This window comes from Pollutimonas subterranea, assembly GCF_002849655.1.
Lineage (GTDB): Bacteria > Pseudomonadota > Gammaproteobacteria > Burkholderiales > Burkholderiaceae_B > Pollutimonas > Pollutimonas subterranea.
Genome location: NZ_PDNW01000003.1, coordinates 124,207 through 139,737 on the forward strand (window position 1 = coordinate 124,207; position 15,531 = coordinate 139,737).

Genomic DNA, 15,531 nt, shown 5'->3' on the forward strand with positions numbered 1-15,531 from the left:
CGTTTTCGTTTCCCGGCCCTTTGTTCGCTTCCTATGCGATCAACTGCGCTTCATAAAGGTCGATGCTGCCCATGAGGCTGATCTGGAAATCGGCGGTGCCGTCTCCATTGATATCGCCCTCGACCAAGGTCAGGTCGCGCCCGTCGCCGTCGGTTTCCCAACGCATTTGCAGCTGGCCCGCCGATCCGTTGAACGTATCGCCCGCTGACAAAAGCCGGAACGCCTGATTTCCTGCCATGCCGGTGTTGGCGTCGATGGCCCCCAGGTCCAGGGTGTCGCCTGCTTCAAACCCAAGAATCAGATCGCCATCAGCCGCCATGGTGGACTTGAAGACGAACGTATCCGCGCCTTCGCCGCCGTCCATTACGTTGGCAACTTCGCTGGCGATGATGATATCGGCACCCGACCCTGTTCGAACGTTCTCGATGCTGAAAAGCATGTCTGTACCGCTGAGCGCGCTCTTTGCCGACCCGGAGCCGTTGGCGCTAAGCACCACAAGGCTATCGGAACTGATCGCCGACATGTCCAGGGTGTCGGAACCTGCATCGCCAAAATAGAGATCGTCTCCGTCGTTCAGTTCGGCCACGATGGTATCGTTTCCCGAACCGCCGAAGACGTTGTCCCTGCCTTGGCCACCGGAGATCAGATCGTCGCCGGCACCCGCAAGGATATGATCGTTTCCGTCCTCGCCGAAAAGGATGTCATTGCCGCTGCCGCCCAGGATGATGTCATTGCCACTGCCTCCGTGGATGAGATCGTCGCCCGCTCCGCTGTCCAATACATCGTTGCCGCCCATGCCGAACAGGATGTCCTGGCCATCGCCCGTGTCGAATACATCCATGCCGTCGTCACCGACGTGAGTGTCTCCATATACGGGTATTACCGGCGCCTCCGGCTCGTCGGGTGGAGCAAGCACCGTCGCTACTGCGCTATGGGCGACAACGCCTTTTCCATCGCTCACCGAAAAGTCGAAGGTGACTTCCCCGGTCTTGGCTGGATCGGGCGTGAACACCCAGTGATCGCTCGAAACCCGTTCCAGACTGCCCGAAGACGCCGTCAAGCCGAGGACCATAAGTGAATCGCCGTCGCTATCGTGCACGCCCGCAAGCAGGTCGCTGGAGAAGATGGCCAGGGTGGCGCCTGTGGGTACCGTTCGAAGATTGACGGCATTCGGGACGACCGGCAAACGGTTGGTAGGGCCTCCGTGATCTTGCCCGCCATCGTTGCCGCCATCAGGCTGTCCGCCCCCGACGTCCGGCGAGACAAATTGTGGAAGGCCACCGGCTGTCTGGAAAGTAATGGAGTGGCCCTCGGTGGTGATCGTCGATGTGCCGCCTTCGTTCCTGGTCAGAACGTAATCGTCGATCGTCTTGCCTTCGTGCAGCTCCACGACGTCTTGCGAACGCAGGGTGCCGACGATGGTATCGTCTCCGCCATTGGATTTGAAGACGACCCGGTGCGCCGACTGCAATGCCGAAATATCGATCGTGTCGTTGCCGGTGGAGCCGATCACGGTGACGGTACTCATTGAAAGGCTGGTGTTGGTGAAATTGCCTTGCATCGAGAAGCTGTCATTGCCGCCGCGGCCGTCGATGACGATTTCTTCGATATCGTTCAGTTCCGCAATAACGCTGTTATCGCGGATAATCGCGATTTCGGTATCGGCGGCCAGGCCGGTAAAGCCCTGCTGTATGGCTGACGCCCGGTCATAGACGATGAAGTGTTCCGCTACGGCTTCTTCACCGAGCACCTGAGCGGTGTCGACGCCAGCGCCACCATTCATTTTGTCGCGACCGGCCGTTTCCCACACCAATATATCGTTGCCGTTGCCGCCGTCCAGGATGTCGTTGCCGGCGCCTCCGTTCAGCAGGTCGTTTCCACCGCCGCCTCGCAAATCATCGTTTCCGGCGCCACCGAAAAGCATGTCATCGCCGCCGAGCCCCCTGAGCAGATCGTTGCCGCCCAGACCAATGATCACGTCTTCGCCATTGCCGCCGTCCAGTCTTCCCAATGCGCCCGTGTCGTTCCCTTCCGTGCCGGTCACGACATTCACTTCGGTGTCGCCGAAGCGCAGGACTTCGATGTTGCGCAACGTATCAATGTCGTCGGAGTAGCGGTGCATGCCCGTCTCCTCATTGACGGCCGCGTCGTCAAAATTGACATGGTCGACCGTCACCCAGCCATCGCCCTTATAGTTGATTTCATAGTTGTCGCGCGCGTCCCAGAACTCGGCCGTGTCCTCGCCGTCATCGGCATACAGAATCTCCCGAACGATCTTGAGCTGGCCCGGGTTGATCCGGCCATCCAGCATCCAGGCACTGAGCGGCTTGGTAACTTCCTGGCCATTCACAACCATGGTTACGTTTCCGCCCATGCTGTCGACGGTATGGATCTCCTCGCCCGTGCCGTCGCGGTTCTCAACGACGCTGATGCGCGTATTGAGATAGGCATCGCCATCAATTACATCGTTGCCGCCCCGGCCTGCAATGGTGTCGCTGCCGCCTCCGCCCAGAAGGATGTTCCCGCCGACGAAGACATTCTTCAGGTCGCCCGAACCGTCGGCCCAGTACTCCCTTTCCTTCAACATGTCTTCAGTGATGATCTCACCGAGACCGTTGATGCGGGCAATGCCTTCCTCATCCAGCTCGTTGTGCTTGAAGTTGCCTTCGGGTGTCGGATCCGCGACTTCTTCGCCCACTTCGCCATCGGTAGTCCTGTTGTCTCCACGAATCACGTCGTCTCTTGAACCGCCGGAGACCGACTCGACCTGGCTATAGCGATCTCGCAGCACCTCGAGGGGGAGGGTGGGGAACATCTCGACGTTCATGTCGGCGTCGGCACCGACTTCCTGTCCTTGATGAGTGACCCAGTCATGGCCCCACATCCCGATGAACTTCTGGATGCCTTCGGAGGCGAACATGATGTCGTCGCCGGAGTCGGCGTCGTAGTCGGCTTCTCCGGGGCCGCCGTTTATGACATCGTGGCCAATGATGGTGGAATTGAAGAACAGATCTCCGTTGTCGCCAGCAATGTAGTCGAACTTTCCGCCTGCCTCGATCCAGTCGTCACCCTCGTTGCCAAACAGGGTGTCGGCGCCGCTGCCGCCCTGTATGAAGTCGTTCCCCGTTCCGGCGCGCACCTCGGACCCGTCAGGCCCCGTCATGATGAAATCCTGTCCACCACCACCGAAGTTCAGGGCCAGGCCACTGCCGGCGTGGATGACATCGTTGCCCTCATCGCCGTGTATCATGTCCACTTCGCCGATATCAGTCCCGGCATTGGTAATGATGTCGTCGCCTTCGCCGCCGTGGAGCAAATCCACGCCATAACCGCCTTCGATACGATCGTTACCCTTGCCGCCCCAAACGGTATCGTCGCCTTTGCCGGCAATAATGTGGTCGTCTCCGTCCGAACCCATCATGACGATATGGCCGTCGCCGTTATAGCGCAATAGCTCGGCCACACCATCGCCGTCATCGTCGCGGCGCTCCACCATATCGCTGAATGCGGCAAGAATGGGATCATCGTGCGTCGGATCGTCGGCGCCGGTCATGGCCAGCTGCTTGGCGTGATCCACGTACAAGGCGTGATCCGGCGATGAGAAGATATCGGAAGGCATGGCAAAGCCGGTCTCGCCCAGGTCCGTATTGCGCAGGGCCATCTTGGCCAGGGAATTGCTTTCGAGCTCCGTGAGCATGTTCAGGCCCTGGGCTCGGCTCAGGTAATAAAACCGGTCCGCATCTTGCAGGCTCTCGAGCTGCATTTCGAACACGAATGAGAACGTGGACCCAAGCATGCCGCCAAACGACATCTTCTGTTCGGCCAGGCCACCCACCCAGAGATCCACATTCTGCAGGCCGCCGAGCTCGGGATCGCCAGCATACGCGCCTGTCCCATTCAAGAAGTCTGCGCGGTCGGCGGGGGCATCGCTGCCGCCCATGACGAGTTTGAAGGCGGCATCCCGCTTCGCCTCGGCGGTCGTTTCGCCCGTGATGCTGTCATGGGTCCCATAGGCCGCAATAAAGTTGATGATGGAGGCCGGGTTCTTCATGTTAAGGGCGAAATCGGTCCAGCTCTCGTAGGGCTTGAGCTGCGTATCGCCGCCCGCCATTTCCATGAACTGCGCCCGCGCCTGGTTCAGCGTGGGTGTACCGGTGTCGCGAGCGCGAGCGATATTCGTTGCCGCCAGATCGAGTGGTATCCCGAGCAGCTTATTGCGCAGTGTATTGGTGACGAACTCGTCGATTTCGTTGCCCACCTGGCCCGTCATGCCGCGGATGATCGCACCGGACGCCGTGTCGTGGTCGATGGTATCGGATCCGAAGCCCGGTGGATTCAAGAAGGCGTCGAACAGCGCGAGGTCGTTCTTGCTGCCATCGGCATTGGTCTGGGGAACCGTTTCGTTCAACATCGAATGCCCAAATCGGTATACAACGTCGGCGAATTCGGCAAATATAACGGGATTGAGCTCGGCGTCAGGAAAGACCATGAAGGCGTCGATATCGGGCTGTATCTTGCGTGCGAACTCTTCGAATACCAGGTGCTGGTACTCCATTTCGGTAGTGAAACGCGCGGCCTGGAAAACACGTTCGCCGTCCCATTGCAGTGTCTGAGAAAGCGCAGCGAGGTCGGCGCCGGGTGCTTGCACCTGCGCCAATAGCGCGTCAAACTCCGCCTCGCCCAGACCGCCAGTCAGCCATTCGTTCAGGAACGCCCGATCCCCCGATTGCAGAGCGACCTCCTTGACCTGGTCCGCGATGTGATTGTGTTCGGAGTGGAAGATATGGTGAACCGTGGACAGGCCGATGTTTTCATTGCCGCGACCGTCGCCGGTGATGTAATGCGCATCAAGCAGTTCGTTGTCATAGCTTGTGTTTTTTTGGCGGGCATCAAACCCGCCGGAGTAGCCGGGAACCGCATCGTCATCCTGCAAGAGTTCGCCGTCTGCGCCGGTCACGGGCGCCGCCACATGCGCGATGTCGTCCAGGAAAGCATGGCCGGTGCGCGCGGCCGAGACCGTGTCACCTTCCTCAAGTGTGATCGGCGCTGTGGATCCGGCAATGATGGTGCCGGCAGGCAGCGCAATAGCCGAAGGATCGATGGGCGAGGCAAGGCTGCCCTCGACGTAGATGGGGTTGCCCGCAGGATCGAAGGCGGCCAATACCTGTGGCAAGCCATTTTCACCACGTACGAATTCGCCATAGGCATCGACGAGCAAGACGGGAACATTGCCCACGTCCTTGTCGGTCAGCGAGATGCCCAGGAATTCGCGTGCCTGTTCTTTCACATCGGCCCAGGTCGCCAGGCCGCGGCTTCCCTCAAGCAGCTTTCCCGTGGAAACCGGGTTCGCATCCATCACGCCGTCGCCGTCGGTATCCAGCGAGAAAGCATACTCGCGCAGGAACACCTGATGCGATGGATTCGAGGTATAGGTCTGGTTCTGATCCACCCATGGTGTCGTAATATTGCGTGCTTCTTCGCCGACCGTGGCGCGCGTCATCGCCATGAAATTGGTATGGCTGCCTTCGACGTATAGCGGATCGTCGGGCTGTAGCGGCATGTATACCGTTCCGTTTCCGCCTTTGCTGACCAGGTCAAGGCCATGGTCGAAGAATTGGCCGAATGCGGCGAAGAAGGCGTTGTAAGAGGCTGAAATACCATCATCGGGGGCGACGTTGGGCAACTTGATGGTGGGTCCGTCCATTTCGATGCCGTACTCGTTCAGCAAGGCGGAATCGAATACCCCCTTCAGGATGGTTAGGGCATCGTCGCCCAAGCCCAGTTCAGTCCATCCTTTGTATTGTTCGTATTGGGCCTGGACATCGGCAACGGCGGCCGAAATATCGCCGTTGTATCCTGCATGCTGGAGCGCGGTGATGATTGCTGCCGGGTTGTCGGGCGTCTGATCCACGATCAGGTTCGAAATAAGACGTGGTTCGCCGTCCACCACGTCGCCCGGGTTGCCGTACTGGTGATTTTCGGGGTAGCCCGGTGGGAGAGAGCCGCTGCCCTCAACCCAGTGAGGGTCGGTTATCCGTTCGAACGGCTGGCCCGAGGAGCCATATTGTTCACGGTCCAGCATAAAATTGTTGTAGCTGCCGTCAACCGTGCGCAAGCCATAGGGCAGCAGTGAACTGCCGATCGCGGCGGTTGCGGCCTCCGAGCCCTCGGCATACGGATTACCATCTTCATCTTCTGTGTTGCCGTCTGCATCCACCCATATGTCGGTCAACGACTTTGCGCTAGCGCCCGAATGCGCTTTGGAATTCGCCTCCGCGATCTTGGTTTGTTTTAGAATAAATTCGAGATCGTGCTGTGTGAGTTTCATCGTGAAGTCCTTATTCAGCGAAGCCTGCCCCCGGGCAATATCGCGTTGTATTGATTTCCGCGGCAGAGAACGATTGCTCTCCGCCATAGGAGTTTGGACAACCACTTCCAGGCGCCTCAGTAGTCGCTATGAAACAAGACGTAGGGAACGCTTCAAAGTGTGTATTCCTGCAGCGGAATGCTACCTGGGACACTTTCTGTAAATAATCGGGTTTGCGGCCTACGCCAATTGCACAGCTCCGCTAAATAGCCACTGGGCTGTAAGCCGTATGTCGAGAGGGAATGCCTTCACTGCCGTCGGTTTGGGCCGTGAAGAGCCGATGCGCTGTGGGAGTCTTCGATGGGAGCAACACGACCGGCAGCTTGACCGGTCACGGACCTTTCTATTTGCGCATTATGCGTTCGTACAAGCGTACGTAGACGGCAAGATTGCCGACGATAAGCGATGCAGCCAGTAAGCCCTGCACGTGTCGTGTGAGACCCGGCGGGTATATTGCCAGCAGCAGGTAGTGTTCGATAAAGCCGTCGCTGTATCCCTCATTGCCCGCCATGTTCCGCAGTGTATTTTCCAATGGTGTCAGCGGACAGATCCAGCCCATCGCAATAACAAAGGCTCCCCACGCCAGTGCAGGCAAATGCAGGAAGGCCATCCGTGGCCACCGCAATGCCAGCACGCCTCCGAAAACCACGAAGGCGATGAATGCGGCATGCGCCAGCAGAACCAGATTGGCAAGGACTTGGTAAATCATCGCTTGGTAGTTCAGATGACAGGCAGGAATCTCGGTCGTGCGCCACGGGGAAATGCCAGTTCCAGACGTGTGATTTCGTCGCTGGAAAGCGTGATGTCTGCGGCGGCTGCGTTCTGCTCAAGATGCAAAGGCTGGATGGCCTTGGGTATGGCGAACACCGATGACGCTCGGGTCAGGAAGGCCAGGGCGATCTGCTGCGGCGTAGCAGCGTGGGCCTGGGCGACCGCATCCAGTGTCAGGCCGGCCGGTGTTGTGATGTCGGGAAATGCATTGTGTCCCAAGGGGCTGTACGCCACAACGGCGAGACCGTGCGCTTCGCACCAGGGAATGACGGCATGTTCGATGGCACGTTCCCGAAGGTGGTACAGCACTTGATTACAGGCGAGGCGTCCCGGGCCAAGCAGGGTCAGCGCCTCGTCCAGATCATCGACATCAAAATTACTGACGCCGAAGGACAGGATCTTGCCTTCCTGTTGCAGACTTTCGAATGCCGCGAAGGTCTCTTCGAGCGGGTATGAACCCCGCCAATGCAGTAGGTAGCAATCGAGATGGTCAGTGCCCAAACGCTTTAAAGAATTCTCGCACGCGGTACGCGTGCCGCGTCGAGAGGCATTCTGGGGCAACACTTTGGATACCAGGAATGCATCGTCGCGACGCCCTCGGATTGCTTCGCCAACCACGCGTTCCGCCGCACCGGATCCGTACATTTCCGCTGTGTCGATGTGGTGCATGCCGAGATCGAGACCGCGTCTGATTGCGGAAACCGCGACATCGCGCTTCGCACTGTCGATGTACCAGGTTCCCTGGCCGATGACGGAAACCTGGCGGCCCGTGGTGCCGAACAAATGTTGACGCATGGCTGCTGTGGACCTCCTCGTAACACCCGGACATAGGCACTGGCACATCGAAATGCCGGTTCATGTTACTACTGAACGCGGCATTTGCGGGATGCTTCCGCAGCGCCGCTTTGCATTGAACAGGATCGAGGGATGACAAAAAGCAGTTTCAGTACGGGTATGGATACAGCGCGGGTCGGGGCATGTTTCATGGTCATCGTCCTGCATGTGGCCGCGGTTAATTTCAGTGTTTTCGATGATCAATGGTGGGCGTCCAACTTCTACGACTCCCTGACGCGCAGCTGCGTACCGGTATTCCTGATGATTTCGGGCGTTTTGCTATTGAATAAGCAGGAGGACCTTCCGGCGTTCTTCACCAAGCGATTTGCCCGTGTATTGCCGCCGTTGCTGTTCTGGTCCCTGTTTTACATGGCATGGAATACCTGGCAGGGCAGGGGCTACGGCGACTGGCCGCAGTGGATCAAGGCGGTGGCCAGTGGTCCGGTCGTGTTCCACTTATGGTATCTGTACGCAATACTGGGTATTTATCTGTTTGTGCCATTGCTGCGCCGTGTCTGGGCTTCGTCGCAGTCGTCCGACAAGCGGATATTCTTGTTGCTGTGGATGCTTGTTTCCGGATGGCCCATTGTCGGCGCGGGCTTTGGGCTCGACAGCGATTTTTTGTTGTTGTCTTCGGCAACTCCGGTCATAGGACTCATGGGCTACCTGTTCCTGGGCGCCTATGTGTACGAGATATACCAGAACAAGCTTCCCAAGGCCCAGTATTGGTGGGCGAGTGCGGGTCTTTTCGTCGTGTTCAGCGTGCTGACGATGGTGGCGACCTTTGTTTACTCACGGCATGTCAATGCACCTGATGCCTTGTTCTACGATTACCTTTCACCGCTGGTCATGGCCGCATCGGTTTGCATTTTCAATGTCTTGTACGGCCTGGGCAGCAAGCTGCGTCCCTACGCAACGGCATTGAACCGTATATCGGCCTGCACGCTTGGCGTTTACTGCATCCATATTTTCGTGATGGACCGCTTCGAAGCCATGACAGGCCTCTTGAGGTCGGGCCAGTCGTCCTGGTGGTCTATTCCGTTTACGGCGTCCCTGGTATTTGTCGTATCCCTGAGCGTGATTATGGTACTGCGGCGCTTCAGGCCATTTATACATGTGACATGAAGGCCGATCCAGCATGTCGTGATCGCTGATGCAGCACTTGTAGTTCGCCGGTAAAGCTCATAACATGGGACGCGTACCCTTTTCCAAGCAAGGAGTGTAGCGATGACCAACCATGTCTATAAGCAACTCGAACTGACGGGCTCGTCCAGCGTAGGAATCGAAGACGCCATCAGCAATGCAATTGCCAAGGCGCACGAAACCGTACGCAATATTCAGTGGTTCACCGTTACCGAGACACGCGGCCATGTCAGCGATGGAAAAATCGCACATTGGCAGGTGTCCCTGAAGATAGGCTTCACACTGGAATAAGAGGCTCAGCGTACAGGCAGGAAGTTGAAGAAAAGCAGGCCTTGCACATAGTTGATGCCCACTCGCCGGAGATTCTCGTCCAGCAAGTTCGCCACAAGATCGAGACGGCCCACCAGTTGTCCAAATTCGCGCTCGAAGCTGAGGTTTGAGATGTCATTCGATATTTCATTAGCAAGGAGCAAAGGGCGACCGAGGGCATCGCGCCGCGTTGCCAGCAGCCAGGCCGCTATTTCGACGTTTCTTGCCGCATTGTAAACATGCTGTGCGTTCAGCACATCGGTCGCATAAAAGCGTATCTTGCCATTGTGTGCGCGTATGATCATGTCGGATAGGCCGAAGATGATCGTGCCTACCCGATCGCCCTGGTAGGCGGGATCCAGCGCCACCGACAAGATCTCGGTATCGCGCAGCGCGGCCAGGTCGCTTGGTGCTTGCCCGGTCTGGATGGCTTGGCGGCCACGTTGAACCGCCTCTTGCATGGTTCGCGCACCTGTCTTGCGCCACTCGCCAGGATTCCTTCGGTAGAGCTTTTCCAGCAAACGGCTCAGGCTGTCCAGGTTGTCGCGCATGGCGATAGTGACCGTGCGGTTGAAGTCGGTTTGCCCGAGCTGGTCGAAAGACATCGCTTCGTCGCGGGGCTGGGGTGCGCCGCTTGGCACGCCCACGCTCATGCAGCCCGATAAAGCCAGGATTGTTGTCAGAACCGCGCATGCGACGCTACCTTTCTTCATGCCCGTGCTGTCTCCTTGGTGCTCCCGTAATACGTGCCGTCAACGGTGCATTCCCGCCGTCAAGTGCCTTTCCACCCAGCGGCTATACCGCGACATGCCATAGCAGCAGACGAAATACACGAACGCGATGAACAGATAGCCTTCCACGAAAAACGCTTTCCAGTTGGGATCGCCCAAAGCCAGGCGCAGCGCGCCCGTAAGATCATAAAGGCTCACGATGGTGACGAGCGAGGTGTCCATGAAGGTGCTGATGAATGTGTTGACCAAGGGCGCCACGACGATGCGCAGGGCTTGCGGCAAGCTGATCTTGCGCACTGTTTGCCAGTAGGTCAGGCCCATGGCGGCGGCCGCTTCGTACTGTCCGCGTGGAATCGCCTGCAGGCCTCCCCGGATGGTTTCCGCGAGATAGGCAGCGGTAAACAGGATAATGCCTATCTGTACGCGCAGCAAAACGTCGATATTCATTCCCGGAGGAAGGAAAAGCGGAAACAGGAACGAGGCGGTAAACAGGACGGTAATGAGCGGTACGCCGCGTACGATCTCTACATAGAAGACACAGAAGCTGCGTATCGCCTTCAGCTTCGAGCGGCGACCCAGGGCGATCAGTACGGCCAGCGGCAACGCGAGAAACAGGCCGACCACGGTCAGCAGCAGCGATAGCGGAAATCCGCCCCACAGGTTGGTCTCAACGTAGGACAGGCCGAATACACCGCCGCGCATGATGAGCAGGAATACCGTCAACACGACGACCCACAGCAATACCAGCCATTTTCGCCAGAATATGCGCCAGCAGCTGGCGACAAGGGTGGCCATCATGATGGCGGTTCCCACCAGCGGGCGCCATTGCTCCGCGTGGGGATAGCGGCCAAAGAAAATGAGTCTGAATTTTTCGGCAATGACTCCCCAGCAGGCGGCCTGGTGATCCAGATTGCGGCACGCGAGGAAGTCGGGCACAAAGACGGCGTCGGAAATTCCCCAGCGGTAAAGCTTGGGCAGCAGCCAGACAGCCAGCGCTAGTATGGCCAGGGTTACGAGGCTGTTCTTCCAGCCGGCAAACAGATTGGCACGCAGCCACTGGGTGGCGGTGGCGGTGGCGGCCTGGACTGGAGCAGCAAGGGGAGCGCCAGGCTCCAGCAATTGATTTGCGGACATCATTTACCTTATCGTTCTACCAGTGCCATGTGCCGGTTATACCAGTTCATGAACGCGGCGATTATCAGGCTGATGGTGAGATAAACCAGCATGATCACCGAGATGCACTCAAGCGCTTGTCCGTTCTGGTTCAATGAGGTGTTGGCAATGGAGACGATGTCCGGGTATCCCACCGTAACGGCCAGCGACGAGTTCTTGGTCAGGTTCAGGTATTGGCTGGTAAGGGGCGGGACTATAACCCGCATGGCCTGGGGCAGTATGACCAATCTTAGGGCCTGTGCGCGGCTCAAGCCCAGCGACGAGCAAGCCTCGGCCTGCCCGTGGGCGACAGCCTGGATGCCCGCGCGGACAATTTCAGCAATATAGCTGGCCGTCGAAATGGTGAGTCCCATCAACAAAGCCAGGAATTCCGGGGTTAGGGCGGCACCGCCGCTGATACTGAAGACGGTTGCTTCGGGTATGTCGAAGCCGGTCGGCGCTCCACCGAGCAGCCAGCCCGCCACAGGCAGGGCGGCGATTATGATCAGGGCCGGATAAAGTACGCGTGGCGCCGCACCAGTAAGGTTCTGCCTGCGCCGTGCCGCTTTATATAAAAGCCAGGCGCAGACAGGTCCGGCGATCAGTCCGGCAATAGACAGGTACCAGCCCAGGGACCAGACCGGTACCGGAAGTTGCAGGCCGCTTTTGCTCAGGTAGACATGCGGCAGGGGCTGGATCGCCTCGTGCGAGGACGGCAAAAGCTGCGTAATCACCAGGTACCACGCGAGCAGCTGTATGAGTAAAGGTATGTTGCGCATGGTCTCGACATAACCATCGCATAGCTTGCGCAGCAGGAAATTCTTGGACAGGCGGCCGATACCGACGAGGGTGCCCAGGATGGTGGCGAGAATGATACCGGCAACGGAAACGCGCAAGGTATTGCCCAGGCCGACGGCAAACGCACGCAAATAAGAGTCGCTTGGGGCAAAGGCGAACAGGCTTTCGCCAATATCAAAGCCCGCGGATTGCGACAGGAAGCCGAAACCCGTGCGTATTTGCATCATTGTCAGGTTTCTACTGGTGTTCGACCACAAGTACCAGGCGACCAAGGCCAGGATCAGCACGGCGATGACTTGATAGTAGAATCCACGTCCACTTTCCGTCGACCACGACAATGAGAATTTCGGTTTCAGCCTGGTTTTCTTCGGGGGCATTAAGGCTCCAAACGCAGAAGGAACAGGAGGGCCTGTTCCTTCTGGGCGACTTCTAAAACGATTTAGCGTACAGGCGGAGCGTACATCAGGCCGCCATTGTTCCACAGGTTGTTGACGCCCCGCGGAAGTTTCAAGGGTGACTTCTCGCCCATGTTGCGGTCGAAGCTTTCGCCGTAGTTGCCGACCTGCTTGACGATACGGTAGGCCCATTCTTTATCCAGGCCGAGCAGCTTGCCCATGTCTTCGCTGGTGCCCAGCAGACGCTGGATATTGGGGTCTTTGCTTTCTGCCTTGATCTTGTCGACGTTGGCCTGCGTCACGCCGAACTCTTCGGCGTTCTGCATTGCGAAGAGCGACCACTTGACGATGGAGAACCATTCGTCGTCGCCGCGGCGCACGGCAGGGCCGAGAGGCTCTTTGGAGATCACGTCCGGCAAGATGGCGTAGTCATCCGCCTTGGTGCTTTGCGTGCGGATGCCTGCAAGTTCGGACATGTCGGTGGAGATGACCTGGCATCGGCCGCCGAAGAAGGCAGTATGGGCTGCTTCGGGAGAATCGAATACGACGGATTTATATGGAATGCCGTGGGCGGCGAAATAGTCGGCCACGTTCTTTTCGCTGGTAGTGCCGGCCTGCAGGCAGATCTCGGCATCCTTAAGCTGTTTGGCGCCGGCAATATTGAATTTCTTGGGCACCATGAAACCTTGCCCGTCGTAATAGTTGATGCCGGTAAAGACGACCCCCAACGATACGTCGCGCGTCAGGGACCACGTGGTGTTGCGCGACAGCACATCGATTTCGCCGGACTGCAGCGCGGTGAAGCGTTGCGGGGGATTCAAAGGCACATATTTCACCTTGTTGGCATCGCCCAGTACGGCTGCAGCGACGGCCCGGCAGAGATCCACGTCCAGGCCATGCCACTGGCCCTTGCTGTCGGCGCCGGAAAAACCTGGCGCAGAGGTGTTGACACCGCACACGAGCTGGTCTTTTTCTTTCACGCTGTCCAGCGTCTTGCCGGCATGAGCGGCGCTGCCGAATGAAGCGATTGCAACGCCGAGCGCGGCAGCGGGAAAGTAACGGTTGAATTGCACGAGATCTCCTTTTGTTATGACGTGTCTATATTCAATTAACCGCGCATTATAGTGAGGCCGGTCATAATGTGTAATGGGTTCTACTACTTACTCAACACATGAAGGAGCGCATGTCGTGCAAACCATAGGGCTGATCGGCGGGATGAGCTGGGAGTCGACGGTTCCCTACTATCGTGTAATCAACATGGTCGTCAAGGAGCGGCTCGAAGGACTGCATTCCGCGCGCATCATTCTTTACAGTGTCGACTTTCACGAGATTGAACGGTTCCAGCATGCCGGTGACTGGGCCGCTGCCAGTCAGGCGCTGTCGGCGGTGGCTCGTTCCCTTGAAGTGGCAGGGGCCGACTTCCTGGTTTTGTGCACCAACACCATGCACAAGGTGGCTGCCGACATCCAGGACTCGGTGAATATCCCGCTACTGCATATCGCCGATCCTACCGCCGAAAGGATAAAGTCGGCCGGCTTGTCCAGAATAGGATTGCTCGGCACCCGCTTCACCATGGAGCAAGACTTCTATAAAGACAGACTGCGTGATCGTCATGGACTGGATGTGCTGATACCGCCCGCCGCTGATCGCGAAACCGTACATCGCATCATTTATGAAGAGCTATGCCTGGGGTCGGTGCGCCCCGAGTCGCGAAACGAGTACCGGCGTATCATCGCTGCGCTGATCGAACAGGGCGCCCAAGCGATTATCCTGGGTTGTACTGAAATTTCGCTTTTGGTCGCGCAGGGCGATGCGGGGGTGCCGTTGTTCGATACCACAGCCATTCACGCCCGCGCGGCTGCCGAGCTTGCCCTTGCGGAAACCAGTGCCCAAGGCCTTCGTCGCGGCTAGGAAGGGCGGGTTGAGCGTTTGCGTATGTGCCGGAACAAGACCAATACCGCCGCGGCGGCAAGAATCCATAGCAGCGCGGCCTCTTCGTAGCGTTTGATATCCGCAAACAGCCACTCCAGCGTATGGCCGAACAGGTAGCCCGCCGCCGTGAACAGGCACGCCCATACCGTGGAGCCAATCAGGTTGAACATGATGAAACGCCAGGCAGGGATATCGCTCATGCCAATTGCAATGGGGCCTGCCACGCGCAAGCCGTACATGAAACGAACGCCGACGATGACGCCGGCCTGGTAGCGGACCAGCCAGTCATTCACCTTATGAACACGAGGACTCCACTCGGGATGGCGGTTCAGTATGGCGGCGCCGTGCCGCCGGCCAAGCAAGAAGAAGAACATGTCTCCGAGCCATCCACCGCATAGTCCGCAGACGACAATGGGGAGGAAAGACAAATAGTTTTGGTGGGCGGCAAAGCCGGCCAGCACCAGTACCGTCTCGCCTTCCAGCACCGAACCGATGAACACCGCCAGGTAACCATGTTCGGCAATGAAGTCGGTGATCATTGCTGTCTATTCTCGGTGAGTGGCGGCAAGCGGCGCTTGACCGGTGTTGTCTTGACGATGGCGGTGTTGGTTTCCGCCAGGTTGGCAAGCTTGTCGAGGATCGCATCCAATTGCTCCATGGAGCGCACATTCAGGCGTGCAATGAAACAATCTTCGCCCGTCACCTTGTCGCATTCGGTGAATTGCGGAATGGCCTGTATTTGGCGCTCGACCGTGTGTAACTGGCCGGGAAGAGGCCGTATCCGGACGATGGCCTGTAGAAGATAACCGAAGGCCTTCGGATCGACCAATACCGTGTAGCCGGTCAGGACACCGCGTTCTTCCAGGCGCCGCAGACGTTCGGCCACGCTGGGCGACGATAGTCCGCTGACGCGCGCCAGCGCCTTGAGCGAGAGCCGGGAGTCTTCCATAAGTGCAGCTATGATGACACGGTCGATTTCGTCATGCATTTTATTTAATAGGAAAGATGTCAATATTGCTGCGCGATAAAAAGGCAGATTGCCTGTTTCACTTAATTTTATCCATGGATGAAGCGCTTGGAAAGCGTCAAACTTTGCATG

At 58.0% G+C, this 15,531-nt stretch carries 12 protein-coding genes; 3 read left to right on the top strand and 9 right to left on the bottom strand.

Features of this window, described 5'->3' with window-relative positions; translation table 11 throughout:
* Positions 1–31 precede the first annotated feature (31 nt).
* From CR159_RS04905 to CR159_RS04915, 3 genes are all read right to left on the bottom strand, one after another.
* The gene (locus CR159_RS04905; RefSeq protein WP_102073066.1) at positions 32–6,328 is read right to left on the bottom strand and encodes a peroxidase family protein; all 6,297 of its coding nucleotides are present in this window, start codon (positions 6,326–6,328) and stop codon (positions 32–34) included.
* A gap of 382 nt (positions 6,329–6,710) precedes the next feature.
* Positions 6,711–7,076, bottom strand: a complete 366-nt coding sequence (locus CR159_RS04910; RefSeq protein ID WP_102072889.1) for a DUF2784 domain-containing protein — start codon at positions 7,074–7,076, stop codon at positions 6,711–6,713.
* 11 nt (positions 7,077–7,087) lie between these two features.
* A complete protein-coding gene (locus tag CR159_RS04915; RefSeq protein WP_102072890.1) occupies positions 7,088–7,933 on the bottom strand; it encodes an aldo/keto reductase in 846 nt (281 codons plus the stop codon).
* A 132-nt stretch (positions 7,934–8,065) separates the two neighbouring features.
* On the opposite strand from CR159_RS04915, the gene CR159_RS04920 reads away from it, so the two are divergent.
* Together CR159_RS04920 and CR159_RS04925 are read left to right on the top strand one after the other, a co-directional pair.
* Positions 8,066–9,097 (top strand): acyltransferase, encoded by a 1,032-nt coding sequence (locus CR159_RS04920; RefSeq protein ID WP_102072891.1) that lies wholly within the window; start codon positions 8,066–8,068, stop codon positions 9,095–9,097.
* Positions 9,098–9,199: 102 nt separating this feature from the next.
* The gene (locus tag CR159_RS04925; protein ID WP_102072892.1) at positions 9,200–9,406 is read left to right on the top strand and encodes a dodecin; all 207 of its coding nucleotides are present in this window, start codon (positions 9,200–9,202) and stop codon (positions 9,404–9,406) included.
* Positions 9,407–9,411: 5 nt separating this feature from the next.
* Here the strand turns inward: CR159_RS04925 and CR159_RS04930 are convergent, their stop codons facing one another.
* The 4 genes from CR159_RS04930 to CR159_RS04945 form a co-directional block, all read right to left on the bottom strand.
* Positions 9,412–10,137 carry a hypothetical protein gene (locus CR159_RS04930; RefSeq protein ID WP_102072893.1) on the bottom strand — a complete coding sequence of 242 codons (726 nt, stop codon included), beginning with the start codon at positions 10,135–10,137 and terminating at the stop codon, positions 9,412–9,414.
* A 39-nt stretch (positions 10,138–10,176) separates the two neighbouring features.
* Positions 10,177–11,292 (bottom strand): amino acid ABC transporter permease, encoded by a 1,116-nt coding sequence (locus CR159_RS04935; protein ID WP_233208176.1) that lies wholly within the window; start codon positions 11,290–11,292, stop codon positions 10,177–10,179.
* A gap of 5 nt (positions 11,293–11,297) precedes the next feature.
* Positions 11,298–12,482 (bottom strand): amino acid ABC transporter permease, encoded by a 1,185-nt coding sequence (locus CR159_RS04940; protein ID WP_102072894.1) that lies wholly within the window; start codon positions 12,480–12,482, stop codon positions 11,298–11,300.
* Positions 12,483–12,544: 62 nt separating this feature from the next.
* Entirely contained in the window at positions 12,545–13,573 is a 1,029-nt protein-coding gene (locus tag CR159_RS04945) for an amino acid ABC transporter substrate-binding protein (RefSeq protein ID WP_102072895.1), read from the bottom strand.
* Positions 13,574–13,688: 115 nt separating this feature from the next.
* On the opposite strand from CR159_RS04945, the gene CR159_RS04950 reads away from it, so the two are divergent.
* On the top strand, positions 13,689–14,411 hold the full coding sequence (locus tag CR159_RS04950; RefSeq protein ID WP_102072896.1) for an aspartate/glutamate racemase family protein: 723 nt from the start codon (positions 13,689–13,691) through the stop codon (positions 14,409–14,411).
* On the opposite strand, the gene CR159_RS04955 is transcribed toward CR159_RS04950, so the two are convergent.
* The gene (locus CR159_RS04955) at positions 14,408–14,971 is read right to left on the bottom strand and encodes a DedA family protein (protein ID WP_102072897.1); all 564 of its coding nucleotides are present in this window, start codon (positions 14,969–14,971) and stop codon (positions 14,408–14,410) included. The genes CR159_RS04950 and CR159_RS04955 overlap by 4 nt on opposite strands.
* On the bottom strand, positions 14,968–15,420 hold the full coding sequence (locus CR159_RS04960) for an Lrp/AsnC family transcriptional regulator (RefSeq protein WP_102072898.1): 453 nt from the start codon (positions 15,418–15,420) through the stop codon (positions 14,968–14,970). The genes CR159_RS04955 and CR159_RS04960 overlap by 4 nt, the downstream gene beginning before the upstream one ends.
* Positions 15,421–15,531: the final 111 nt, after the last annotated feature.